Source organism: Terasakiella sp., assembly GCF_048267425.1.
Classification (GTDB): domain Bacteria; phylum Pseudomonadota; class Alphaproteobacteria; order Rhodospirillales; family Terasakiellaceae; genus Terasakiella.
This window is the reverse complement of sequence record NZ_JBLWXN010000001.1, coordinates 1-25,376: the sequence shown is the minus strand read 5'-3', so window position 1 is coordinate 25,376 and position 25,376 is coordinate 1. Positions and strand designations below refer to the sequence as shown.

At 49.0% G+C, this 25,376-nt stretch carries 23 protein-coding genes and 1 pseudogene; 10 read left to right on the top strand and 14 right to left on the bottom strand.

Translation table 11 applies throughout. The features are described 5' to 3' along the window. Positions 1-645: a 3'-5' exonuclease gene (locus tag ACN0VA_RS00120; protein WP_417819170.1), complete on the top strand. Its 645-nt coding sequence runs from the start codon at positions 1-3 to the stop codon at positions 643-645. An 8-nt stretch (positions 646-653) separates the two neighbouring features. Here ACN0VA_RS00120 and ACN0VA_RS00115 read toward each other — a convergent pair whose 3' ends face one another. Next, positions 654-2,078 carry a methyl-accepting chemotaxis protein gene (locus ACN0VA_RS00115; protein ID WP_417819169.1) on the bottom strand — a complete coding sequence of 475 codons (1,425 nt, stop codon included), beginning with the start codon at positions 2,076-2,078 and terminating at the stop codon, positions 654-656. A gap of 292 nt (positions 2,079-2,370) precedes the next feature. On the opposite strand from ACN0VA_RS00115, the gene ACN0VA_RS00110 reads away from it, so the two are divergent. From ACN0VA_RS00110 to ACN0VA_RS00075, 8 genes are all read left to right on the top strand, one after another. Further along, complete coding sequence (locus ACN0VA_RS00110) at positions 2,371-2,955, top strand: ANTAR domain-containing response regulator (RefSeq protein ID WP_417819168.1); 585 nt, start codon at positions 2,371-2,373, stop codon at positions 2,953-2,955. A 2-nt stretch (positions 2,956-2,957) separates the two neighbouring features. Next, positions 2,958-4,061, top strand: a complete 1,104-nt coding sequence (locus ACN0VA_RS00105; protein WP_417819167.1) for a CmpA/NrtA family ABC transporter substrate-binding protein — start codon at positions 2,958-2,960, stop codon at positions 4,059-4,061. Positions 4,062-4,440: 379 nt separating this feature from the next. Then, positions 4,441-5,826 carry a CmpA/NrtA family ABC transporter substrate-binding protein gene (locus ACN0VA_RS00100; protein WP_417819166.1) on the top strand — a complete coding sequence of 462 codons (1,386 nt, stop codon included), beginning with the start codon at positions 4,441-4,443 and terminating at the stop codon, positions 5,824-5,826. 127 nt (positions 5,827-5,953) lie between these two features. Then, a complete protein-coding gene (locus ACN0VA_RS00095) occupies positions 5,954-6,952 on the top strand; it encodes an ABC transporter permease (protein ID WP_417819165.1) in 999 nt (332 codons plus the stop codon). A 25-nt stretch (positions 6,953-6,977) separates the two neighbouring features. Next, positions 6,978-8,702 carry an ABC transporter ATP-binding protein gene (locus tag ACN0VA_RS00090; RefSeq protein ID WP_188663419.1) on the top strand — a complete coding sequence of 575 codons (1,725 nt, stop codon included), beginning with the start codon at positions 6,978-6,980 and terminating at the stop codon, positions 8,700-8,702. A gap of 14 nt (positions 8,703-8,716) precedes the next feature. After that, a complete protein-coding gene (nirB, locus tag ACN0VA_RS00085; protein WP_417819164.1) occupies positions 8,717-11,161 on the top strand; it encodes a nitrite reductase large subunit NirB in 2,445 nt (814 codons plus the stop codon). Between the two features lie 14 nt (positions 11,162-11,175). Further along, the gene (gene nirD / locus ACN0VA_RS00080; RefSeq protein ID WP_188663408.1) at positions 11,176-11,511 is read left to right on the top strand and encodes a nitrite reductase small subunit NirD; all 336 of its coding nucleotides are present in this window, start codon (positions 11,176-11,178) and stop codon (positions 11,509-11,511) included. Then, positions 11,504-14,155: a molybdopterin-dependent oxidoreductase gene (locus ACN0VA_RS00075; protein ID WP_417819163.1), complete on the top strand. Its 2,652-nt coding sequence runs from the start codon at positions 11,504-11,506 to the stop codon at positions 14,153-14,155. Before nirD ends, ACN0VA_RS00075 begins: the two co-directional genes overlap by 8 nt. A gap of 144 nt (positions 14,156-14,299) precedes the next feature. Here the strand turns inward: ACN0VA_RS00075 and pheT are convergent, their stop codons facing one another. The 8 genes from pheT to ACN0VA_RS00035 form a co-directional block, all read right to left on the bottom strand. Continuing rightward, positions 14,300-16,711 carry a phenylalanine--tRNA ligase subunit beta gene (pheT, locus tag ACN0VA_RS00070; RefSeq protein ID WP_417819162.1) on the bottom strand — a complete coding sequence of 804 codons (2,412 nt, stop codon included), beginning with the start codon at positions 16,709-16,711 and terminating at the stop codon, positions 14,300-14,302. Beyond that, positions 16,708-17,784 (bottom strand): phenylalanine--tRNA ligase subunit alpha, encoded by a 1,077-nt coding sequence (pheS, locus tag ACN0VA_RS00065; protein ID WP_417819161.1) that lies wholly within the window; start codon positions 17,782-17,784, stop codon positions 16,708-16,710. The genes pheT and pheS overlap by 4 nt, the downstream gene beginning before the upstream one ends. Positions 17,785-17,902: 118 nt before the next feature. Beyond that, positions 17,903-18,259: a 50S ribosomal protein L20 gene (gene rplT, locus ACN0VA_RS00060; RefSeq protein ID WP_188663400.1), complete on the bottom strand. Its 357-nt coding sequence runs from the start codon at positions 18,257-18,259 to the stop codon at positions 17,903-17,905. Positions 18,260-18,296: 37 nt separating this feature from the next. Beyond that, positions 18,297-18,494 carry a 50S ribosomal protein L35 gene (rpmI, locus tag ACN0VA_RS00055; RefSeq protein ID WP_417819160.1) on the bottom strand — a complete coding sequence of 66 codons (198 nt, stop codon included), beginning with the start codon at positions 18,492-18,494 and terminating at the stop codon, positions 18,297-18,299. 181 nt (positions 18,495-18,675) lie between these two features. Continuing rightward, positions 18,676-19,356 carry a hypothetical protein gene (locus ACN0VA_RS00050; protein ID WP_417819159.1) on the bottom strand — a complete coding sequence of 227 codons (681 nt, stop codon included), beginning with the start codon at positions 19,354-19,356 and terminating at the stop codon, positions 18,676-18,678. A 128-nt stretch (positions 19,357-19,484) separates the two neighbouring features. Then, positions 19,485-19,880: a Co2+/Mg2+ efflux protein ApaG gene (gene apaG / locus ACN0VA_RS00045; protein WP_417819158.1), complete on the bottom strand. Its 396-nt coding sequence runs from the start codon at positions 19,878-19,880 to the stop codon at positions 19,485-19,487. Between the two features lie 55 nt (positions 19,881-19,935). After that, the gene (locus tag ACN0VA_RS00040) at positions 19,936-20,352 is read right to left on the bottom strand and encodes a PaaI family thioesterase (RefSeq protein WP_417819157.1); all 417 of its coding nucleotides are present in this window, start codon (positions 20,350-20,352) and stop codon (positions 19,936-19,938) included. Next, positions 20,352-20,798, bottom strand: a complete 447-nt coding sequence (locus ACN0VA_RS00035; RefSeq protein WP_417819156.1) for a PaaI family thioesterase — start codon at positions 20,796-20,798, stop codon at positions 20,352-20,354. Before ACN0VA_RS00035 ends, ACN0VA_RS00040 begins: the two co-directional genes overlap by 1 nt. Before the next feature lie 155 nt (positions 20,799-20,953). Between ACN0VA_RS00035 and ACN0VA_RS00030 the strand changes: the two genes are divergently transcribed. Continuing rightward, positions 20,954-21,322, top strand: coding sequence for a response regulator transcription factor (locus tag ACN0VA_RS00030; protein ID WP_417819155.1), 369 nt, complete (start codon positions 20,954-20,956; stop codon positions 21,320-21,322). On the opposite strand, the pseudogene ACN0VA_RS00025 reads toward ACN0VA_RS00030, so the two are convergent. From ACN0VA_RS00025 to ACN0VA_RS00005, 5 genes and pseudogenes are all read right to left on the bottom strand, one after another. Continuing rightward, positions 21,319-21,533 (bottom strand): annotated as a pseudogene (locus ACN0VA_RS00025) (TfoX/Sxy family DNA transformation protein). The gene ACN0VA_RS00030 and the pseudogene ACN0VA_RS00025 overlap by 4 nt on opposite strands. A 27-nt stretch (positions 21,534-21,560) precedes the next feature. After that, on the bottom strand, positions 21,561-22,199 hold the full coding sequence (locus tag ACN0VA_RS00020) for a class II aldolase/adducin family protein (RefSeq protein WP_417819154.1): 639 nt from the start codon (positions 22,197-22,199) through the stop codon (positions 21,561-21,563). A gap of 4 nt (positions 22,200-22,203) precedes the next feature. Next, entirely contained in the window at positions 22,204-22,830 is a 627-nt protein-coding gene (locus tag ACN0VA_RS00015; protein WP_417819153.1) for a LysE family translocator, read from the bottom strand. Positions 22,831-22,851: 21 nt separating this feature from the next. Continuing rightward, positions 22,852-23,946: an S-methyl-5-thioribose-1-phosphate isomerase gene (gene mtnA, locus ACN0VA_RS00010; RefSeq protein ID WP_417819152.1), complete on the bottom strand. Its 1,095-nt coding sequence runs from the start codon at positions 23,944-23,946 to the stop codon at positions 22,852-22,854. A gap of 5 nt (positions 23,947-23,951) precedes the next feature. Next, a complete protein-coding gene (locus tag ACN0VA_RS00005) occupies positions 23,952-24,827 on the bottom strand; it encodes an S-methyl-5'-thioadenosine phosphorylase (protein WP_417819151.1) in 876 nt (291 codons plus the stop codon). Between the last annotated feature and the right edge of the window lie 549 nt (positions 24,828-25,376).

Below are 25,376 nucleotides of genomic sequence, written 5' to 3'. Positions count from 1 at the left end.
ATGTGGCAGAGGTTAAAACGGGCATGGATGAAAAAGCGGTTGCAAGACCTGTCTTATGGTTTCCTTTTTGAAGAAGAGCCGGCAAATGAATATGTCTGCTTTGATCTGGAGACCACCAATTTGGATCCGCGCATGGCACAAATTTTATCAATCGGGGCGGTGCGTATCCGTGACCATCGTGTGTTGAGTAGCCAAAAATTTTATCTGGAAGTCCGCGCCGAAGGCAATTTTGATGAAGAGGCGATCAAGGTGCATCGTATTCGTAAAACCGATGCAAAAAAAGGCCATTGTGTACAGGATGCGGTTAAGCAATTGGTGGAATTTATCGGTCCCCGTCCTGTTGTTGGCTATTATCTGGAATTCGATGTTGCGGTGGTTAATCGATATTTGAAGGATATGATCGGCATTGGCCTGCCTAATCGTCAAATTGAAGTTTCCGCCCAATATTATGATTGGCAAACGCGTGGGGATATCGACCGCTATGTTGATTTGAGTTTCGAAAATATTCGAAAAACACTCGATTTACCTGCGTTGCCAGCGCATAACGCGGTTCATGATGCCTTGATGACGGCCCTGTGTTTCGTGAAACTCAAACACCAAACTATGTCAGCTTGGCGCAGAGGTCACGAAAAACAGTTGAATTGAGGTATCGTCTAATTTTTAAGCGCGGCGATAAAATCATGGCTGGAACTTGAAATACTTTCGCTTAACCCTTTGATGGATTGGACTTGTGTACTGGCATTTTGTGCCAAGTTCAGCAAGTCTGCCGATGCGTTTCCCATGCCTGCGATATCCTGTCCGATATGGGTAAAGGTGCCTTGGGCATCTGTTAGATTCTGGCGAATGGTTTTGGTAGCTTGATGTTGTTGATCGACAACGTTGCTCAGATTTCCCGTACAGTTTTCCAGCATGTCCATAGACTGACGAACGGTCTGCATGCAGGTGATGCTGGAATCAGCAATTGTGCGAATTTCACTGAGTTGGGTGGAGATGTCCTGCGATGATTTTTCTGATTGTTGAGCCAGTGACTTAATTTCACCAGCGACAATGGCAAAACCTTTACCTGCAATACCAGCCCGTGCCGCCTCGATGGAGGCATTGAGACCGAGCATGCGCACTTGGGACGATATTTCAGAAACGTTCTGGGCAATACTTTCAATCTGGGCGCTGAGTGTGCCCAACTGGCGTAATTCCTGTAAGGTTGCCATGACATTTTTTGCCAGCTCTTCAACCGTTGAATTGACGGTCGTGCTGGACTGCAACGTTTGACCTTCAATATGGACGAGGTCTTCCATTGCCTGTTGCAAGGTTTCCATATTACCGGCAATGGAATTGCTGCCGCGTGTGACCTGATCGCTTTGACGGTTGGTTAAGTTGGCTTGCTGCTGAACACCACTGGCTACATTTTCCAGTTCACGGGAACCTTCGGCCAGTTTTTGGATAGATGTTTGCACATTGGATTGAAACTGTTTGATCAATTGTTCTTGGTGATCAAGATGGGTTGCCCGTTCATAAAGACGCGCCAATTGCGAACTGACATATTGCATGATTTCCAAGGCTGTTGGGTCAAGCAGTCCGGTTTGACGGCTATAAAATTCAGCAACGGCGACACATTGTTGATTAACCAGAATGGGAAAACCGAAAAAACCACGCACGCCGTTACGCGCTGCCGCCTCGGCTCGGAGAAACTGTGTCAGGACGGTAACGTCTTCGATGGCTTTGGCTTCTTTTTCCTGTGCGATCAGGCCGATGAGGCCTTTGCCCGTTTCAAAGATACTTTCTTCGCTGATGGTGACGAATTCATCAATGGCGTTTTTGTCAAACCCGTTTTCTAAAAACCAAATGCCGTTGGAAATATAAGTATCCGGTTTTTCTGTTGTGTTGATGTAAAGATGGGCAATTGGCCATTGGGTGTAACTACAGACTTCGGCAAAGATTTGCTGGGTTGCTGTTTTAAAATCGTCATGGCGATCAACAATCGCTGACACACGATTTAGAAAGCTCAAGGCCTCGGTTAAGCCTGTGTTCTGGCTTTGAATTTTATTTTTGGGCTGAAAGTCTACAATCTTGGCCAACATGGGAAACTCCTCAATAAAATGGGTGAGGACCCTACCGTGTGAGCGGTCTGGCGATCGGGCCTTTGGTTTCTATCAAGCACTTTCCATGCCACTTGGAAAAGTTATAAAAAGCAAGCCGTTAGGAATGTGCCCTGGCCGGTTTGCCTAAAAAATGGGCGCATGCCGCCTAATATTGTGCAGCGCAATATGGGTAATTGGAATGAACGTATTGGAAAACCTCATCCTTTAGTTCCGGCATGGCTTTTGCAACGTAGTGCTCAATAAGTTTAAATTTTTTTGAAAGTGCTCAGCCGTGGACGCTGAACTTAAAATATTAGTCATTGACGAAAATGAAACACGCGCTGCTATTTTGCTTGAAGGATTGCGCGCCAGTGGTCTGACATGTGTGGAATGGTTGAAAGATACGCGTGGTTTGTCTGAGCGTATTTTTATGCTTGATCCCGATGTGATTTTAATTGATCTGGAAGACCCGAACCGCGATGTGCTGGAACAGATGTTCCAGGTCAGCCGGGAAGTGCGCCGCCCGATTGCAATGTTTGTCGATAGTTCGGACAGTCAGTCCATATCGCAGGCGGTCGATGCCGGGGTCAGCGCCTATATTGTTGACGGTTTAAAAAGTGAACGGGTGCGCTCTATTGTTGAAATGACGGTGAGCCGGTTTAACGCATTCTCTAAACTTCATAAAGAATTGGCAGAGGCCAAAAATGCCCTTCAGGATCGTAAGGTTCTGGAACGGGCCAAAGGAATACTTATGACACAGTGCGGCATTGGGGAGGCCGAAGCCTATGCGTTGTTGCGTAAGACAGCTATGAACAAAGGTCAGAAAATCAGTGATATCGCCAGCAGTATTGTGACCGCATCAGAGATCTTGGGGTAGTTATGAAATCAAAACTGCAAAATGTGAATATCGGATTTGTCCCGCTTGTGGATTGCGCGGTCTTGGCGGTTGCCCGTGAAAAGGGAATTGCACAGGCACACGGTCTGGACTTGTCTTTGTCAAAAGAAGTTTCCTGGGCCAATATTCGCGATAAGGTGTTTTTAGGATATCTGGATGGCGCGCATATGTTGGCCCCGATGGCCTTGGCGGGTAATTTGTCCTTGATGCCCAATAGTTGCGATATTGTTGCGCCCTTTGTTTTGGGGCGCAATGGTAATGCGATTACGGTGTCACATGATTTATATGATGCCATGAGTGCTCATACACAGGGGTTACTGGAAAGCTGGGACTTATCTGTGACCGGGCAGGCGTTGAAGGCTGTGATTGAGGCGCGCAAAAATGCAGGGCAACCTGTTCTGCGCTTTGGGATGGTCTTTCCGTTTTCCTGTCATAACTATCATTTGCGTTATTGGTTGGCGGCATGTGGGATTGACCCGGATGTTGATGTTCATTTGCAGGTTGTCCCCCCGCCGTTTATGGATCAATACCTTGAACAAGGGCGCCTGGATGGTTTTTGTGTGGGGGAACCGTGGAATTCTTTGGCGGTTGCGCAGGATATTGGCGTGATTATCGCCTCGACATCGCAAATTTGGCCGCAGAGCCCCGAAAAACTATTGGGCGTTCGTAAAAACTGGTGTGAGGCTAACCCGGAAGCCTTAAAAGCTTTGTTGTGCGCAATGAAGGAAGCGGCTGATTGGGCCGGTAATGCGGAAAACTTCGATGAATTGGCGCATGTTTTATCAGACCATCAATATTTGGATGTCCCGAAAGAGATTATCCTTAAAGCATTAAGCGGGGATTTGTCCCTTAAGAAGGGGAAGCCGTCGCGCCATGTTGATGGTTTTATGTCTTTACATGGGGATAGCTGTCCCCATTTAAGCGCGGCCTTTTGGTTGACGCGACAAATGGAACGCTGGGGGCAAATTCAGTCGGACATGATTGTGGAAACCGCCCTGAAAGATGCCTTCTCAACGCAAACTTATCTGGATTGTATTGGTGGGGAATTTTCCGACATTAATGAAGCTGCCCTTTTTGATATTGCATAAAAAATAAACAAATAAAAATAGTGATTAAAAATTATGCATAATATTTTCGAACTGCTCTAATATTTTGCATTGCACAAGGTTAAAAAGAAGCCGTACTGAATAAAATACCGCACTGCACAATGTTTAAATATATGATTTTATTGATGTTTGCTGTGGGTGAGTAAAAGTTGGCACGAACCTTGTAAGGTAAAAAGCAGATGTCCGGCAAAGATGCCGGATCCTATATCGTCCTTTAGGACAATCAGCAACGCCGCTGACAATCGCATCCCCCATCGTCCTCCCCGGGTGCGCTTTGTTAGCGGCGTTTTTGTTTTTTTAGATCGGTTCTGGCGATCTGGTTTGAAAAAACAAGGCAAACTTTTAAGGAGAGCAAGCCGATATGAAAACGTTTAAGTCATTCAAATCCGTTCTGGCAGGTGCTGTTGTCGCCCTGAGTGCCATGAGCGGTTCTGCCTTGGCGGACATGCTGGATCTGGAGAAAGAGGAACTGAAATTCGGTTTCATCAAATTGACAGATATGGCCCCGCTGGCCATTGCTTATGAAAAAGGTTTTTTCGAAGATGAAGGTCTTTATGTCACGCTGGAACCGCAAGCAAACTGGAAAGTTCTGCTGGACCGCGTGATTGATGGCGAACTGGATGGTGCGCATATGCTGGCCGGGCAACCGTTGGGAGCAACGATTGGATTTGGTACACAGGCCCATATTATTACGGCTTTTTCGATGGACTTGAATGGGAACGGAATTACGGTTTCCAATGACGTTTGGGCGGAGATGAAAAAACATATCCCAACAGACGCAGACGGTAAGCCCGTGCACCCGATTAAGGCTGATTATCTGAAACCGGTTGTGGAAAAATTTAAGGCAGAAGGCAAGCCTTTCAACATGGGGATGGTTTTCCCTGTATCCACCCATAACTATGAGCTGCGGTATTGGCTGGCCGCTGGTGGCATTCACCCGGGGTTTTATTCCAAAACCGATATTTCCGGTCAAATTCAGGGTGATGCGTTGTTGTCTGTAACGCCGCCGCCGCAAATGCCCGCGACGTTGGAAGCCGGGACGATCTCTGGGTATTGTGTGGGCGAACCGTGGAACCAGCAAGCTGTGTTTAAAGGGATCGGTGTACCGGTTGTGACCGATTACGAAATTTGGAAAAACAACCCCGAAAAAGTGTTCGGCGTGTCCAATGAATGGGCTGAAAAATATCCAAATACACATACCGCCGTTGTCAAAGCCTTGATCCGTGCAGCAAAATGGTTGGATGAAAATAACAACGCCAACCGTCCGGAAGCTGTGAAAATTTTGGCGAAATCCGCATATGTCGGGGCGGACGTTGAAGTGATTGCAAACTCGATGACCGGGACGTTTGAATATGAAAAAGGCGATAAGCGCGATGTGCCGGACTTCAACGTCTTTTATCGTTATTTCGCAACCTATCCTTATTATTCCGATGCGATTTGGTATCTGACGCAAATGCGCCGTTGGGGCCAAATCCCCGAAGGCAAAACAGACGAGTGGTTTTTTGAAATTGCGAAGAAAGTTTATCGCCCGGATATCTACCTGAAAGCTGCGAAAATGCTGGTCGATGAAGGTCAGGTCGCGAAGGAGGATTTCCCGTGGGATACAGATGGTTTCCGTGATCCGCAAACGCACTTTATCGACAATGTGAGTTATGACGGCCACCAACCGAACGCCTATCTCGAAAAATTCGGCATTGGCCTGAAGGGCGCACAAGTCATCAAAGGTACGGAAGTCGCTGCCAAATAACAAGTTTGCCCTCGGCGAGGGGGTGTCAAATCATCTCGTTGATCTTGATACCCCCAAGCCCCCCCAAAAAAAACAAGACCTCTTTCATTTTTAACTTTTGAATCCATTTATTTTTTACAGGTGCCATATGTCCGAAACTTCTGTTCAAACTGCTGATGTCGGCTTTCTGGGACGAATTGTTCCCGGTGCGACATCTTCCTCGGATGCGATGAAAAAAATCTGGCAAAATGTCGGTATTCCGCTTCTTTCCATCCTTATTTTCCTGTTTGCCTGGCAGCAGGCATCAACCTCAATCGAAACCAGTCTGGGCAATATTCCCGGCCCGGTACAGGTTGCGGAAGAAACGGTCTTGTTATGGCAGGATCATGTGGAGATGCGTGAGAAGGCAGATAAATTCTATGAACGCCAAGAAAAACGCAACGCCGCCAAACTGAAAAAGAACCCGGATGCGGAAGTCAAAATCCGTCAGTTCACCGGCAAGCCGACTTATATTGATCAGATCCTTACCAGCTTGAAAACGGTGTTTATGGGATTTGTGTTGGCAACGTTGGTGGCTGTTCCCCTTGGGATCGCCTGCGGTTTATCAAAAGCCATGAACGCAGCCTTTAACCCGCTGATCCAGATTTTTAAACCGGTTTCACCACTGGCATGGTTGCCGATTGTGACAATGGTAGTTTCGGCCCTTTATGTCAGTGATGATCCCATGTTTGATAAATCCTTCCTGACATCTGCGATTACGGTGACGCTGTGTTCCTTGTGGCCGACGTTGATCAATACCACGCTTGGGGTTGCTTCGATTGACAAGGATTTATTGAACGTCTCACGCGTTTTGCGACTGGATGCCAGAACCACGATTTTCAAGATGATTTTACCGTCTTCCCTGCCGTTGATCTTTACAGGCTTACGTCTGTCACTCGGTGTGGGGTGGATGGTTCTGATTGCTGCAGAAATGCTGGCGCAGAACCCGGGGCTTGGCAAGTTTGTCTGGGATGAATTCCAGAACGGCAGCTCCCATTCTCTTGCACGCATTATGGTGGCGGTTTTCACCATCGGGATCATCGGTTTTGCCCTTGATCGTGTCATGTACACGCTGCAAGACCTCTTCACATTCAGTGACAAACGCTAACCCAAACGCAAAAAGGATTACCCCCATGTCATTCTTAGAGCTAAAAAATGTAAACAAGGGCTATGGCAAAGGTGCGGAACGCACCGAAGTCCTGAACAACATCAATCTTTCGATTAAAGAAGGTGAGTTTGTTGCCATCGTCGGGTTTTCCGGTTCCGGTAAAACCACATTGATTTCGGCAATCGCCGGACTGATCGAACCGGACAGTGGCGAAATTACCCTGAACGGCAAGAAAATTGAAGGTGCAGGCCCGGACCGTGGACTGGTTTTTCAAAGCTATTCCCTTTTCCCGTGGATGTCTGTTTTTTCCAATGTGATGCTGGCGGTTGACAGTGTTTTCAAAAAAGCCAGCCGCAAGGAAAAAGAAGAACGTGTTCACCGTTATGTGGAAATGGTCGGTTTGGGCCACGCCAAGGATCGTAAACCGGCAGAATTGTCTGGTGGGATGCGTCAGCGGGTAGCTGTTGCGCGTGCCTTGGCCATGAGTCCGCAAATCCTGTTGCTGGATGAACCGCTGTCTGCATTGGATGCATTGACGCGGGCCAACCTGCAGGACGAGATCGAACGGATTTGGGAACAGGAAAAGAAAACCGTCATCCTGATTACCAATGATGTGGATGAGGCAATTTTGCTGGCCGACCGTATCATTCCGCTGACACCGGGGCCGAACGCGACCTTTGGACCGGATTTTGTGGTGGATCTGGATCGTCCGCGTGATCGTACGGCCATGAACCATGATGAAAAATTCAAGAAGCTGCGCAAAGACGTCACTCAGTATCTGATCGATGTGGGGATTGAAAAGAATGCTGAAACCGGCGAATTTGCGCCGCTGCCCTCCGTCAGCCCGATTATGCCGGGATCACGGATGCCGAAAAAGGCGAAAGAGGCAGCGCAAGCCCGCAGTGGCGATACCCATCGTTTTGTCGATTTCTCCCATGTTCACAAGGTCTACCCCACCCCCAAAGGCCCATTGACTGTGGTGGATGACTTTAATCTGCAGCTCAAGAAAGGGGAGTTTATCTCGGTTATCGGGCATTCAGGCTGTGGCAAGTCTACAGTTTTGACAATGGCTGCCGGGTTAAACGAGATTTCCAAAGGCGGGATCATTCTGGATGGACGCGAAGTTGATGGGGCAGGCCCGGATCGGGGCGTGGTTTTTCAGGCCCCCAGCCTGTTCCCGTGGTTAACGGCGCGTGACAATGTGATGATCGGTGTGGAACGGGTATATCCCCATGCCAATCAACAGGAACGCAACGATATCGTTGAATATTACCTGCAACGTGTCGGTTTGGCCGACAGTATGGATAAAGCGGCTTCTGAAATGTCCAACGGGATGCGTCAACGGGTCGGAATTGCCCGCGCCTTTGCCTTGTCCCCTAAATTCTTGCTGCTGGATGAACCGTTCGGCATGCTGGATAGTTTGACGCGTTGGGAATTGCAAGAAGTGTTGATGGATGTGTGGAAACGTACACAAGTCACAGCCATGTGTGTCACCCACGATGTTGATGAAGCCATTTTATTGGCAGACCGCGTCATTATGATGACAAACGGGCCACATGCAACGGTGGGTAAGATCATGGAAGTGGATCTGCCACGCCCACGGACCCGCAAACAATTGTTGGAACATCCGCGTTATTACGAACTGCGCGAAGAACTCCTCTCTTTCCTTGCTGAATATGAACATGGCGATCCGGAACCGCAAACCGATGATAAAGACGTTTGTGAAGCTGACGATCAAGAAGCCGCGTGAAAGGAACAAAAATTATGAAAAAGCTGGTTGTTATTGGTAATGGTATGGCGGGCATGCGCTGTGTGGAAGAAATTCTCAAACGCGACGCCGATCAATTTGAAATCACTGTTTTTGGCGCAGAGCCTTACGGAAACTATAACCGCATCATGTTGTCACCGGTTTTGTCCGGGGAAAAGACTTTTGATGAAATCGTGATTAATTCACCTGAATGGTATGCTGAAAATAAAATTACATTGCACACCGATGCCGAGGTTACGGAAATTGACCGAGCGGCAAAGGTTGTGAAATCTGCAAATGGCATTGAAGCGGCTTATGATAAATTGTTAATTGCCACCGGATCTGAACCTTTTATCATTCCGGTACCGGGTAAAGATTTGGACGGGGTGATTTCGTTTCGTGACATGAATGATGTAAATGTCATGGAAGAAGCGATTTCACAGTATAAAAACGCCGTTGTTATCGGTGGCGGGCTGTTGGGACTGGAAGCGGCTTATGGTCTGCAACGTCGCGGTATGAAAGCAACCGTCATTCACCTGATGGATACCTTGATGGAACGTCAGTTGGATGAGGCCGCTGGTTTTCTGTTGAAGCAGGAATTAGAAGGGCGCGGTATTGATGTTTTAACCGGGGCAAATACCAAAGAAATCATTGGTGAAAATGGCCGGGTTAAAAAAGTCTGCTTGGCGGACGGGCGTGAAATCGCAGCTGACCTTGTGGTGATGGCTGTGGGGATCCGCCCCAATGTCAGCCTTGGACAATCAGCGGGATTGGAAGTCGAGCGCGGCATTCTGGTGAATGATCAATTGGTAACGTCTGATGCGGATATTTACAGCATTGGGGAATGTGTACAACACCGTGGAAATTGTTACGGTCTGGTTGCTCCGCTTTATGAAATGGGGAAGGTGCTGGCGGATCATATTACCGGAACGGACAACGCTTATCAGGGGTCTGTGACATCGACCAAGTTGAAAGTCAGTGGCGTTGACGTTTTTTCTGCCGGTGATTTTTCAGGCGGTGAGGCCTGTGAAGATATTGTCCTGCGTGATGCGGCCCGTGGCATCTACAAACGCGTGGTCTTAAAAGACAATAAAGTTCAAGGGGCCGTTCTTTATGGCGATACCACCGATGGGGCATGGTATTTCCAGATGTTGAAAGACGGGCAGGACATCAGCGATATTCGTGACCTGTTGATCTTCGGTCAAGCGTTTGCGTCTGGGGGAGGAGCGACTGCGGACCCTCTTGAAGCCGTTGCAGCTTTGGCGATGGACGCCGAAATTTGTGGCTGTAACGGCGTATGCAAGGGCGATATCGTGACGGCGGTAAATGAAAAAGGCCTGACAACTTTGGATGAGGTCAAGGCCCATACCAAGGCATCGGCTTCTTGCGGGACATGTTCCGGTCTGGTGGAAAACCTGCTGAAGGTGACATTAGGTGATAGTTATCAGGCACAAACCGTTAAACCCATGTGCGGTTGCACCGAACATACCCATGATGAAGTCCGTGCTGCGATTGTGGAACAAGGGTTGAAATCTATCCCAGAAGCCTATCAAGCGCTGGAATGGAAAACACCGGATGGATGTTCATCATGTCGTCCGGCGATGAATTATTATCTGTTGTGCGCATGGCCTGGTGAATATGTCGATGATACCCAATCGCGATATATTAATGAACGCGCACATGCCAACATTCAAAAAGACGGAACCTATTCTGTTGTGCCGCGCATGTGGGGTGGTTTAACCAACCCGAAAGAATTACGCGCCATTGCCGATGTGGCGGAAAAATTTGATGTGAAAACGCTCAAAGTGACTGGCGGTCAACGCATTGATTTGTTCGGGATCAAGAAAGAAGATCTGCCGGCAGTATGGGCGGACCTGAACGCAGCAGGGATGGTGTCCGGTCATGCTTATGGCAAATCGTTGCGCACGGTGAAGACCTGTGTGGGTAAGGAATGGTGCCGTTTTGGAACACAAATGTCGATGGACCTTGGTGTGCAGTTGGAAAAACTCAGCTGGGGATCCTACATGCCGCATAAATTCAAAATGGCGGTTTCTGGCTGTCCGCGAAATTGTGCAGAAGCCACCATCAAGGATTTCGGCGTGATTTGTGTGGATAGCGGGTATGAACTGCACATCGCAGGTAATGGCGGTATCCATGTCCGCGCAACGGATTTGTTGTGCAAAGTTGCATCGGAACAAGAGGTTCTGGAATATTGCGGTGCTTTTGTTCAGCTTTATCGTGAAGAAGCCCGCTATCTGGAACGCACAGCCCCTTGGGTTGAACGTGTCGGTCTGGATTACATCAAACAAATTGTTGTTGAAGATGAAGCCAAGCGTAAAGAGTTGAACGCACGCTTTATCTATTCACAAAAATTCTGGCAGGACGACCCGTGGGCCAAAGCGGTCAACGAAGAAGCGGCTGCGCGTGAATTTAAACCATTATCCGCTGTTGCGGCTGAGTAAAGGGAGATTGGAAAATGAGTAACTGGATTGAAGTCGGCACCGTTAACGATATCCCCAAGCTGGGGGCACGTGTGGTCAAAAGTATGCGCGGTGATATCGCGGTCTTTCGAACAGCCGATGATGAAATTTTCGCCATCGTCGATAGCTGTCCCCATTCCGGCGGCCCGCTGTCACAAGGGATTGTGCATGGCAAGGCTGTGGCCTGCCCGCTGCATAACTGGAATATCGATCTGGAAACAGGCGATGTGCTGGACCCTGATCATGGCTGTGCGCGGGTAATCCCGGTTTCCAGTAAAGACGGCATTGTCCGTATCTACGTTGAGGCGGAGGCAACAGGAACGCATGGCTGACAGCATTCGCACCACTTGCCCTTATTGCGGCGTCGGTTGCGGGGTACTGGTTTCAAAAGATAATGCGGGTGGGGTTGTCGTTAAAGGCGACCCCGACCACCCGGCAAATTTCGGTAAGCTCTGTTCCAAAGGGGCGGCTCTTGGGGATACGTTGGGCCAGGATAACCGTTTGCTGACACCGAAAATTAATCATCAAGTTGCAACATGGGAGCAAGCCAGTGATTTGGTGGCCACCCGTTTTAAGGAAACGGTTGAACGCTATGGACCCGATAGTGTGGCCTTTTATGTATCGGGCCAGTTGCTGAGCGAAGATTATTATGTAGCAAATAAGCTGATTAAAGGTTTTATCGGAACTGCCAATATAGATACCAATTCACGCCTGTGCATGAGTTCTTCCGTTGCTGGGCATAAACGTGCATTTGGTTCTGATACGGTGCCCCAAACCTATGAAGATTTGGAAACGTCCGATCTGGTTGTTCTGGTTGGATCAAATCTCGCATGGTGTCATCCCATCCTCTTTCAACGTCTGAAAGCCGCGAAAAAGAAGCGGGGAACCAAGGTTGTGGTTATTGATCCGCGCAAAACGGCGACCTGTGAAATTGCCGATCTTCATTTGGCAATCAAGCCGGGTTCGGATGTTTTGCTGTTTAATGGTCTGCTGACTTATCTGGATCAAAATGGTGCAAAAGATCAATCCTATGTGACAGAATTTGTCGAAGGTCTTGACGAAACATTGCAGGCAACGGCTGTGGATATCCTGAGTGTTGCAAAAGGCTGTGATGTGTCTGTCGCAGATGTGCTTGCCTTTTATGACGGGTTCTTAAAGACGGATCGAACCTTGAGTGTTTATAGCCAAGGGGTCAATCAATCATCCCAAGGAACAGATAAAGTCAACAGCATTATCAATTGTCATCTCTTTACCGGTCGCATTGGGCACGAAGGTTGCGGTCCGTTATCTGTGACGGGACAACCCAATGCAATGGGCGGGCGCGAAGTTGGCGGATTGGCCAACATGCTGGCGGCCCATATGGATTTTACACCGGATGGGATTGATCGGGTGTCGCGTTTTTGGCAAGCGCCGAATATTGCAAAGGAACCGGGTAAAAAAGCGCTGGATATGTTTGAAGCCATTCATGAAGGCCAGATCAAGGCGGTCTGGATCATGGCGACCAACCCATGTGTTTCCCTTCCCGATGCGGGACGGGTGCGCGAAGCCTTGGAAAAATGTGATTTTGTGGTGGTGTCTGATTGTGTGGATCATACTGATACGATGGCTTATGCCGATGTCGTTCTGCCTGCAGCTGCGTGGGGGGAACGTAACGGGACGGTGACAAATACGGAACGTCGCATTTCAAGACAACGTGCTTTTTGTGATCTTGCGGGCGAGGCGCTGCCCGATTGGAAAATCATCACGCACGTTGCCCGTAAAATGGGGTTTGAGGAAGCTTTCCCTTATGAAAGTTCCTACGACGTATTTCGCGAGCATGTCGCTTTATCTGCGTTTGAAAATCAAGGCGGGCGTGATTTTGACTTATCCGGCTGGATCGGCTTATCGCGTGCTGGATTTAATGGGATTGAACCCACGCAATGGCCTGTCGGCACATATGCGAAAGATCGTTTTTTCGAGGATGGTCGTTTTTATACCGCTTCGGGCAAGGGCAATATGGTCCCCGTTCAACCCAAAAGCCCGGTTTATCCTGTCACGGCGGATTATCCCTATGTGTTGAACAGCGGGCGTATCCGTGATCAATGGCATACTATGACGCGCACGGGGATGTCTCCGCGCTTATCGACACATGTGATTGAACCTTATTTGGAAGTTCACCCCGAAGCCGCCTTGCGCGAAGAATTGCAGGACGGTGGTTTGGTGGAAGTTACATCAAACTGGGGGCGTGCGATTTTGCGGGTAAAAGTCAGCGAGAATGTTAAACGTGGCGAAGTCTTCATGCCGATGCATTGGAGTGATGAAAACAGTGCGGAAGCCGTTGTTGGTCGTCTCGTCAACCCGGTTTGTGATCCTTATTCCGGTCAGCCGGAAAGCAAACATACACCAGTCAGTTTAAAACCGTTTGCCGCGGATTGGCATGCGTTGTTGATTGTACGGGAGACGTTGGAACCATCGGGTTTTGCCTATTGGACACGTAGTCTTTCAAACGGGTGTTATATCTATGATGTGGCAGGTGTTGGGGATCCGTCCAACTGGGATGATTATGCTGGCGTTTTGCTGGGACAAGGTGAAATGCTGGCGATGAGTGATGAACGCCGTGGCGCGCGTCGTTATGCGGTTTTACGTGATGATAAACCGGTTGGCGTCATGATTATGGCGCGCACACCTGAAGGTATTCCATCGCGCAACTGGATCACAGGCCTGTTTGCGCAGGACGAATTGAATGCACAGGATCGCTTGTCGTTATTAAGTGCAAAACCGGCGGGTAAAGTGGCCGAAAAAGGCGCGATTGTTTGTTCGTGTTTCAATGTCGGCTTGTTGGAAATTCAACGCGCGATCGTCGAAGAAGGCCGAATGAGTGTTGAAGCCATCGGCGTTGCGTTGAAAGCCGGAACCAATTGCGGATCCTGTCAGTCAGAAATCCAGCAAATTCTGGAGGAAACACAAACAAATGAACAAAAACAAAAGGTTGCCTAAGAGGGGGATAGGTTCTTAACTCGATTGAAAAGTGGTGTTTTTTGCACTCTCTACCACCGCACTCAATATAAGTAGGAACCTATAAGAAAGGGCCGGAAGATAATTTTTCCGGCCCTTTTTATTTATCAGTACTGACGTTAGATTTTACCCACGTAACTCGCCGCCAGTGTTTTTGGCAACACTGGCAACCACGTTGTCGCTGACGGTTTGAATCTGTTCATCCGTCAAGGTGTCGGTGGTGGGTTGTAAGGTGATGCTGATGGCAACGGATTTTTTACCCGCTTCCACATTCTCGCCTTCGTAAACGTCAAAAACAGCAACGTCACTGATCAGTTTCTTATCGGCTGTTTTCGCCGATTGAATGATCTTGGCTGCGGGAACATCGCTATCGACCACAAAGGCAAAGTCACGTTCCACGCTTTGGAAGGCGGAAAGTTCCAACACAGGGCGTAACGCGCCTGTTTTCTTGGATTTTGTTGCCGGAATAGCATCAAGATAAATCTCAAAACCAACGGCAATCCCCTTGTAGCCCATTTTCTTGAGCGTACCGGGATGCAATTCCCCGAAATAGGCCAATGTGTTTTTCGGACCCAGTTTCAAGGCACCACTTCGGCCCGGATGATAATGGGCAGGGGCGCCTTCGGGGTCCACTTGCAGGCTTTCAACTTTGGCACCAGCAGCTTCCAGAACCGCCATTGCATCGGCCTTGGCGTCAAACACATCAAAACGGCGCGGGGCTTGCGCCCAGTTACGCGGGCCGGTTTGACCTGTACGTACGCCGCAAACCACAACGGGTTGCTTGTCGGCTGTATCACCGTCAAACTGCGGACCAACTTCGAACAGGCAGCCATTGGGTAGGCCACGATCATTGTTGCGCTGGCAAGCCGCCAACAGATTGGGCAACAGGCTTGGACGCATAATTTCCAAATCTTTGGAAATCGGGTTGGTTAGACGCAGGTTTTCATCAGACCAACCAAACAGTTTAGCCTGTTTTTCTGGCAAGAAAGCATAGGTGACGGCTTCGGACAGGCCGCGTGTAACCAGTGTGCGACGTGAAATATCGCGTTTGATCTGCATGGGGGTATAGGCAATCCCCGGCAGGTTGGTTTCACGAACCAAAGACACTTCCTCGATATGCTCGTAACCATAAACACGGATGATTTCTTCAACGAGGCAAGCTTCCAGTTCAATGTCTGAACGCCATGACGGCGGCTGAACATCAAAGGTGTCGCCTTTGTCTTCCAATTTGCAGCCTAAAACGTCGAGGATGCGGACCATATCACTTTCCGGCACGTCAACACCGGTCAATTGTTTGACACGGGCTTTGCGTAAAGTGATGGTGCGTTGCCATTGGGGTTCTTCACCGGCAACAACCAGATCAGAGGCTTCGCCACCGCACAACTCAAGGATGAGGCGGGTTGCCATTTCCGTCATGTCAACAACGCCTGCTTCATCAACGCCGCGTTCGAAACGATAACGGGCATCGGACAGGATATCCAGTTTACGTCCGGTCATAGCGGTGCGGATCGGGTCGAACAACGCACATTCCAAAAAGACATTGGTTGTGTCGTCCTGACAGCCGGAAGCTTCGCCCCCCATAATACCACCAAGGGCATGCGGGGTTGTGTCGTCACACACAACGGTCATGTCCGTATCCAGCGTGTATTCTTTTTCGTCCAGTGCTTTCAGTGTTTCACCTTCTTTGGCGAGACGGACATGCACATCACCGTTGAGTTTGTCAGCATCAAAGACATGCAGCGGGCGGCACAGGCCTTGGCTGAAGTAGTTGGTGACATCAACAAGTGCGGAAATCGGACGCAGGCCAACCGCAAGCAGCTTGTCTTGCAGCCATTTCGGGCTGGGGCCGTTTTTTACACCGCGAATATAACGCCCGGCAAATTGCGGACAGGCTTTTACGCCGTCTGCAGGATTGTGCAGATGGACTTTAATCGGGCTTTCAAACGTTCCTTTTACCGGATCAGTATTGATCGGTTTTAAGGTGCCGAAACCGGTTGCTGCCAAATCGCGTGCAATGCCGCGCACGCCTGCGCAATCGCCACGGTTCGGGGTAATGGCAATTTCAATAATCGGATCGGTCAGGCCCATAATGTCGACCGCGCGTGCGCCAACTTTGACGTCGGCTGGCAGGTCGACGATACCGTCATGGGAATCAGATAAATTCATTTCCGCTTCGGACATCATCATGCCTTGGCTATCGACGCCACGAATTTTTGTCGGTTTCAGGGTGACATCCAAGCCGGGAATGTAGGAACCGGATGTGGCAAACACACCTTTTAGACCGGCGCGTGCGTTCGGGGCACCGCAAACGACCTGATATTCTTTCTCACCATCAGAGACTTTCAGCAATTGCAGCTTATCTGCATCCGGGTGTCTTTCCGCGGTCAAAATTTCAGCAACCTTAAACGTTTCCAGACCTTTGGAACGATCTTCCACGCCTTCGACTTCCAATCCAATCATGGAGAGTTTTTCAACGATTTCGTCACAGGTCTTATCTGTTTCGAGATGCTCCAAGAGCCAGCTTAAAGTGAATTTCATCGGGTCAGCCCTCCTACCATGCTGGGAATGTCCAAGGCCTTGAAGCCATAATGGCGCAGCCAACGCAGATCAGATTCATAGAATGTCCGCAGATCGGGAATACCGTATTTCAGCATTGCGATCCGTTCGATCCCCATGCCAAAGGCGAAGCCCTGATATTTACTGGAATCGATGCCACAGTTTTCCAAAACTTTGGGGTGAACCATGCCGCAGCCCAAAATTTCCAGCCAGTCATCACCGGCACCGATTTTGAATTCACCGTCTTTACGGGTACAGCCGATATCGACTTCCGCGCTTGGTTCTGTGAACGGGAAATAGCTGGGACGGAAACGAACGGGCAGATCATCCACACCAAAGTAGGCTTTGCAGAAATCAATCAGGCAGCCTTTCAGGTGCCCAAAATGGGTTTTTTCATCGATGACCAGCCCCTCGATTTGGTGGAACATCGGTGTGTGGGTCGCATCATAATCACAACGATACGTGCGCCCCGGACAGATAATACGGATCGGTGCGCCCTTTTCCTGCATGGAACGGATTTGTACAGGGGAGGTATGCGTACGCAAGACCATACGATTGCCGTCTTGTTCGCGCGGCAGATAAAATGTGTCGTGATCCTGACGGGCGGGATGTTCCGGGCCAATGTTCAGGGCACCGAAATTGCGCCAATCGTCCTCGATATTCGGTCCTTCGGCAACGCTGAAACCCATCTCGCCAAAGATAGCAATGGCTTCGTCAATGGTTTGGCTGACAGGATGAACTGTGCCAGTGTGTTCCGGGCGTACAGACAATGTCACATCAATTTTTTCCGCCATGAGACGGGCGTTCAGTTCGGCATCGGCCAATTCTGTTTTGCGCGCATCAATAGCTTGGGCGACTTCGCCTTTAATGAGGTTGAGCTTTTGTCCGGTTTCTTTGCGTTCTTCCGGTGTCAGGTCTTTCATGTTCTTCATCAACGAGGTGATGGAACCTTTTTTACCCAACGCACTGACGCGAATGTCATCTAAAGCCTTGGAGTCGGTCGCGGCAACGACAGCTTCCAGGACTTCTGTTTTAATCTGATCGAGGTTTTCCATATCCGTTCCCTATGGAAGTGTTTAGAGCAAACAAAAAAGGAGACCAAGGCCCGAAGGCCCCAGTCCCCTTTTCCAAGAATTTTCAACGTAAAACAATCAGCTTTACGTGAGCGTTTTGTTACTTGGCAAGAGCGGCCTGGGCCTGTTCTACCAAAGATTTAAACGCGTCCGGCTCACGAGCTGCCAGATCAGCCAGAACTTTACGGTCCAGCTCGATACCAGCCAGTTTCAGGCCGTTCATGAATTGAGAGTAGCTTACGCCATACTGACGAGAACCAGCATTGATACGCTGGATCCACAGTGCGCGGAAGTTACGTTTTTTGTTGCGACGGTCGCGGTACTGATACTGAAGGCCTTTATCGACCTTCTCCATAGCGACGCGCAGGACGTTTTTATTACGGCCGCGATAACCTTTGGCCGCCTTGATGATCTTCTTGCGACGAGCGCGGGAAGCAACTGCTACTGTTGAACGCATGTGTCTTAATCCTTATTCTGGGCTTGTAATCGTGTACTTAAGCGTACGGCATCAAAGATTTGGCCATACGTGCATCAGGTGCACTCAGAACCATTGTGCCACGTGCTTGACGTTTCATTTTCTGAGAACGTTTGCGCAGGTTGTGGGATTTGAATGCGTAAGCACCGCGTACTTTGCCAGTAGCCGTGATCTTGAAGCGTTTTTTCGCGCCAGATTTCGTCTTCATTTTAGGCATTTCATTATCCTTTATGTATCTACATTGAAACCGACGCTTCGGCATGCCTTAGCCTCAGTTCGTCATCTTTCAATGCCTTTAACAAAATATGCGCCGCTGACTAAAATTTCAGCGACGAGGTAGCGGGTTATAGACTCAAGATCGAGGGAATGCAAGGGCAAAATATGTTTCAGGACACGGGCTAGTCTTGATAAAGGGCTGCGAAATTATCTTCTTTTGCCAGAAGCTCTGAAAATCGTTGCATAAAGGGGGCGTATTTTGCGTTGAGGTAATGGTAAAAATGACGGGTTTCAATGGTCATAATTTTTTTGAGTGGTGCGCTCAGCAGTCCTTCTTTTTGAAGAAAATCAACGTAGGGGTCGTTGCCAAGAAAGGACCCGATAACACCCTTGTTGAACGCAACGTATAAATCGTCTTCGTTCATATAGGCAACGGGCGTCAGTAGAGGTTTCTGTCCGATAAAACGTTCTTGCCATGCATAGCCTTTGATGTAGCCCAGCGGACGTGTGCTGTATATTTCCGGGTCTGTGGAAGCCCAAAGGGATGCGGGAATGGAAAGGAGAGGAGCTTGAGAGCGCACAAAGGTTTTTGTGTAACTTTTCTCGATATCTTCCAGTCTGTAGAGTTCTCCGTCAATGAGAGCGCGGTTGAAATATATAACACTGCGTTTGGGTGGCAACAGACGAACCGATAGCTTGCAACCAAGTTTTGCGTACATCCCTTCAAATATATGGCGCGCCTTTAACGTCAGCTTGTTTTCCGCATACATACCTAGGGTTTGTGGACATTGTGGAGTGGCTGCATAAGCAGGGATGGTCAGGCAGAACAAGGCGACCAGAACAAGTATCGATACAATTCTCATGTATATCCTTATGCGGGGCTGTATCCTGAAATAGGCTGTACAATATGAGGCCGCTTAAAAATAAGCCAGCATGAAATGATGAATAGAAGGTTTTTAATAAACGTTTCTATGTGTGGAAAAAAGGAGCTTTAATTGACAGAATGGACATCAAAGGGGCTGTCGAGTGAAAATGTCGGAACGGTCACATCCAGTCGCTCGCCGTTTCCACTGACCATTTCGTAGGATCCCCCCATAAAACCGCTTGGAGTTTGCAAGGGAACACCGCTGGTATATTCGTAAAAACCACCCGGACTGATGAGGGGTTGTTCACCGACCACGCCTTCGCCGCGAACTTCCTGTACACGCCCTAAAGCATCGGTGATTTTCCAGTAACGTGAGAGCAGCTGGATCGGTTCAAACCCACTATTGTGAATGCGGATATGATAGGCCCACATAAAGGTATTTTTTTGCGGATCGGATTCTTGTTCCAGAAAAAAAGGTTGGACGGTTATATGCACCATCCGGGTTGTCGCTGAAAATTCCATTCTTAAGGCCCTGCTTTTATAAGTTCAGTTTCTAAAGATGGGGAGGCCGGATGTTTTACGCAATAAGGAAATGAGCATGAGCTGCGGCAACGGGGCGACTTTCATCGTCCTGCCAAGCCGTAACGCGCACGTTTGCAACGCGTTTGCCTTGCTTGACCACTTGCCCACGGGCAAATGTATTCTTATTGAGGGCAGGGCGCAAATAATCGATCGAGACATTTATGATACGGGGAATGCGCACCGGGTTGACAAGTTCGTCCAGCAGATGAAAAGAAGCCGCATGTTCCATAAGGCCAGCAACCACCCCGCCATGAACTGCCCCGATGATTTCATTGCCGATATTGTCATCGTGCGCACGCAAGATCGTTAACAAACCTTGTTCGTCACTTGAAATGTCCAACCCGACCAGTTGAGCATAAGGGATCATGGCGTTTATATCTTGTAAACTGCTTGTTCCAAAAAGGGTTTTCATCACATATCTTCCTTTTGCAGTTTAAATGTGCCGCTGGCCATAAAGGTTCCAGTTGCTTTGGCAACCATCTTGTCTTCGCTATCCTGCCAAGCCCAGCCGCGCACGTAAGCAACGTCATCATTATGATGAAAGCATTCAGCCTTGGCGTAAAGGGTGCGATCACCATGCAGTCGGTCCAGATGGTCCAGCCGTAAATCCAATGTTGCAACGGTACGGCCTTCGCTGTAAGCCGAAGAGGCAACCGTCCCGCACAGGGTATCCAGAAGGGTGGTGACAATTGCGCTATGCATGAAATTTTGGGCGGTATTGCCGACAAATTCAGGTCGGGGGGCCAGTTGCATGGCGCCGACCCCTTCGTCAAGCTGTGTGAACTTCAGCCCCAGTTTTTTGCAATGGGGAAGGTTTTCGACGGTATGGCGCATAAACTTAAAAGCGGAAAGAGACACGTTCATTGTCCTGATGGTGACGCAAGGCTAAAATGTAAGGTTTGTGAACTGTAAGTGCAACATACAATGTTTGGGTTTGATTAAATGTTTGTACTTTTTTTACACTTTTATGCGATTATCCTTGTGACTTGTTCTAGTCTCAATGGAGAAAATGCGTGGCAAGACTTTTGATCGTCGACGACGATGAAGCCGTTTTAGCGGTTATGGCAGAGGCATTGCGAAATGCAGAATTTGATGTGGAAAGTGCTGTAAACGGCGAGCAGGCGCTGGAACAAATACGAAATACTCGTTTCGATTTATTGATTACAGATATTTTAATGCCGGAAATAGACGGGCTTGCCATTATTGATAAAGCAATTGCGAGCAATCAGGATATTTCCGTTTTGGCCATTTCAGGGGGGGGGCCGGATCAAGATGGTGGTGATTTGCTGGAGGCCGCTATGCTCAGCGGGGCGGATGCTATATTGGAAAAGCCCTTTTTACCGGATGAGCTTATCCGTACAGCGCGCGCTTTATTACGTTAAGCCTGATTTAATTCATCTTTTAAACTTTGCTTGATCTCGTCTGGCAAGTGTAAGCAATTGATCCCCATCAAAGCCCCTTGCATCGCCCAAAGCATGTGTGTGGATTACGGGCTTTGAGTTCAATATAAGCTTGAATCACGCCGCGTTCACGTAAGTCAGCTTCTGTTTCAATACCGATTTCGTGCAACCAGATTTCTGTTTTTGGCCCCATATTGATCAGATCGATGATTTTGGGCATCTATGACTCGTGCTTATCCTGCTTGCCGTAGGTTTTAAACTTTTCAAGAACCTCGTCCATTTCGCCATCGCTTAAAATGTAAGGTTCACCGATTTGTAGAGCATTCAAGTATTGTTCACAAAGGAGTTCCAGCTCTTGTGCGATTTTCAGGGCCTTTTCCAGATTTGGGCCCGTGACAATCATGCCATGATTGGCCAGCAAACAAGCATGACGGTCCTGAAGGGCGCTGAGGGCAATATCGGATAACTTTTGTGTGCCGAACGTGGCATAAGGCGCGCAACGGACGTCTTTGCCGCCGCAAACTGCAATCATATAATGAAAAGGCGGCAAGTCGCGACGCAGGCAGGCCAAGGTGGTTGCAAATTTGGAATGGGTATGGATGACAGCATTGACATCCGGTTTTGCCAAATAGATATCACGATGAAATAGCCACTCGCTGGATGGTTTAAGTGATCCCGTGTAGGTGCCATCCATATGAACGTTCACGATGTCCTCGGGACGAAGCATGTCGTAATCCAGCCCCGACGGCGTGATTAAAAAGCCATTATCCGATCTTGTTGAGACATTGCCACTGGCGCCCTGATTGATACCAAGGGCATTCATTTTTAAGGCCGTATCAATGACGCTTTGATGTTTCATAAATTTATTTTTCCGATGTTGCCAAGGCCAGTCCAATCCCCATGAACAGGCTGCCGCTCATCCGATTAAACCATTTACTTGCGCGGCGGGTGCGTAGGTAAGGGGTGATTTTTGCTGTCAGGGCGGCGTACCCCATGATGAAGCCGTAAGAAAAGACCAAAAAAGTTGTCAGCATAATTGCAAATTGTGGGGCCAAGGGAGCATCTGGATTGATAAACAGGGGGAAGAGTGCCCCAAAAAAGATGATCGCCTTTGGATTACTGGCTGAGACCATAACGCCACGGGCGTAAAGACGGCGCAATCGTACGGCAGGGCGTGCGTTACAGGTCGCATCAAAGAAAGCACTTTCTTTTTTAAGCCACAGGCTGATTCCCATGTAAAAGAGGTACGCGCCTCCCATCCATTTTAAAAGATGAAAGGCATTTTCAGATGCGAGCAAAAGTGCCCCCAATCCGGTTGCAGAGATCAGGGCCATGCTGGAGGTCGCTGTAATACAGCCAAGGGCGGTGATGCTGGTGCGCTTCAACCCATATTGAACACTGTGAGTCATAGCGAGCAATATGTTGGGCCCTGGCGTTATACAGACCGCAAGAACCGCCAATAAATACATCAACCATGTTTCAAATGCCATAAGACCTCTCCTGAGTATCCGTTAGGTGAACTCGGGGAACAGCTTCGCCAAGCCGTCTTTGCTGGGATGTGCCACACCGCGTTCAGTGATTAATCCGGTAACATATTTGGCCGGGGTGACGTCAAAAGCGTAGTTTGCCGCCTTGCAGCCTTGTGGGGTGATGGTCACGGTGGCGGTGCTGCCGTCTTTTAAACGTCCGGTCATTTCGGTGACTTCGGTGGCATCGCGCTGTTCAATCGGGATTTCCTTTACGCCGTCATCCACCGTCCAGTCGATGGTCGGGGACGGCAGCCCGACATAAAAGGGCACACCATTGTCATGGGCGGCCAAGGCTTTCAGGTAGGTGCCGATCTTGTTGCAGACATCCCCGCTGGCGGTGGTACGGTCTGTGCCGACAATGCATATATCAACTTCGCCATGCTGCATCAAATGTCCACCGGCATTATCAACGATCAGGGTATGGGGTACACCGTGATTGCCCAGTTCCCATGCGGTCAGGGATGCACCTTGATTGCGCGGGCGGGTTTCATCCACCCAGACATGAACCGGAATACCTGCATCAAAGGCTTTGTAAATCGGGGCGGTTGCTGTCCCCCAATCCACTGTGGCCAGCCATCCGGCGTTGCAGTGGGTCAGGATATTGATCACACCTGTTTTGCCTTTTTTCTCCCAAATCTCTTCAATGATTTTTAGGCCATGATCACCAATGGCGGAATTTTGTGCGACATCGTCATCACAAATTTGGGCCGACAGTGCATAAGCTGCTTTTACACGTTCAGCAACCGGCAAAGGCAAAATTTGTTTGCGCATTTCATCCAGTGCCCAGCGTAAATTCACTGCCGTTGGGCGGGTGGCATAAAGCTCTTTGTAGGCTTGTTCAAAACTTTCATCACTGGCGTCAGTACGCAAAGCAAGTGCCATGCCATAAGCTGCTGTCGCCCCGATCAATGGCGCGCCCCGCACCAGCATGTCAAAAATAGCATGACAAGCATCGGCTAACGTTTCCATACGCACAATCTCATAAGTGTGCGGGAGTTTGGTTTGATCAATAATATTGACCCCAAATCCATCATCATCCAGCCAGATGGGGCGTGTCGGGGTGCCGTTAACTTTCATTGGAATTATCCTTTCAAAACCCGACCAGCAACCGCGTCCAATTTAGCAACCACTTCCGGGTCACGGGCATCCGGTGCGGTGATGAGGGCGTATTCAAGCGCATTGTGGCAACCGGATGGGCAGGGCAGTGGGGCGGCAGCGATTTTTGGGGCAGCAGCTTTGACAAGGTTGCGACCTTTTTCGGCGTTTTCCAGCAACACTTTGATGACTTGCTCAACGGTGACATCGTCGTGATCTTCATGCCAACAATCATAATCGGTGACCATCGCGACGGTGGCATATCCCATTTCAGCTTCACGGGCCAATTTGGCTTCGGGCATATTGGTCATTCCGATGACGGAACAGCCCCAACTACGATAGAGGTTGGATTCTGCCTTGGTGGAAAACTGCGGGCCTTCCATCGCAAGATATGTCCCGCCTCGGGTATAATCGATATCCAGTTCTTTCAGGGCCTCTTCCAGACAATCGACCAGTCGTTTCGATACCGGCTCGCCAAAAGCGACATGGGCAACGCAGCCGGTTGTGAAAAAAGATTTTTCGCGGGCGAAGGTACGGTCGATATAATCATCAGCCAGTACAAAATGCCCCGGCGGCAGTTCTTCTTTCAGCGAGCCACAGGCAGAAACCGAAACAATATCTGTGACACCGGCACGTTTCATTGCATCGATATTGGCGCGGTAATTGACTTCGGACGGGGAAATGCGGTGACCGCGGCCGTGACGGGGCAGGAAACGCATTTGAACGCCGTCCAGTTCACCAAAAAGGATCTCGTCTGAAACGGTGCCGAAGGGCGATTCGATTTTTGTCCAACGGGTATTCTCCAGCCCGTCAATCTCATAGATTCCGCTGCCGCCCATGATGCCGATGATGGTCTCTGACATGTTTAAAACACTCCTGCCTGAAAGAAAATTCAGAGACTCTTTTGCCATGTCTTTTGCGGGAATGCCAAGAAATAATGTGTGCCAACTTTCAGAATGCACAATTAACATGCGTCATGGTGAATATATACCCACTATTACGCATAAATTTTGAACACATGGTAAAAAAAACGACTTATTCCGGAATTTGGTCTTGCAAAGAGGTAAATTAAGGGTAAAGCTTGGATATGTGCATGAGAAACAACGAATGTTTTTTCGCATGTGCAAAAAGAAAATCATGGAAGAGGCCGATTTTTCGGGCTCTTTTTGTAGATGTTCTGGCTAAATAAAAAGTAACTATTGTTAGGGAGCTTTGAATGTCGGTTTTTTTGGAAAGTGCGATTAAAAAACTGACGGCCGGAGCATTTTTTAGAATTCACGGGAGAATTTAACTATGAAAAAAACTTTGTCTGTCCTGACGGGCGCATTTGTTGTCACGGCTGTTACAGCCACTGCAGCAATGGCGGCCAGCACCCTTGATACGGTAAAAGCACGCGGTGAGTTGCTGTGCGG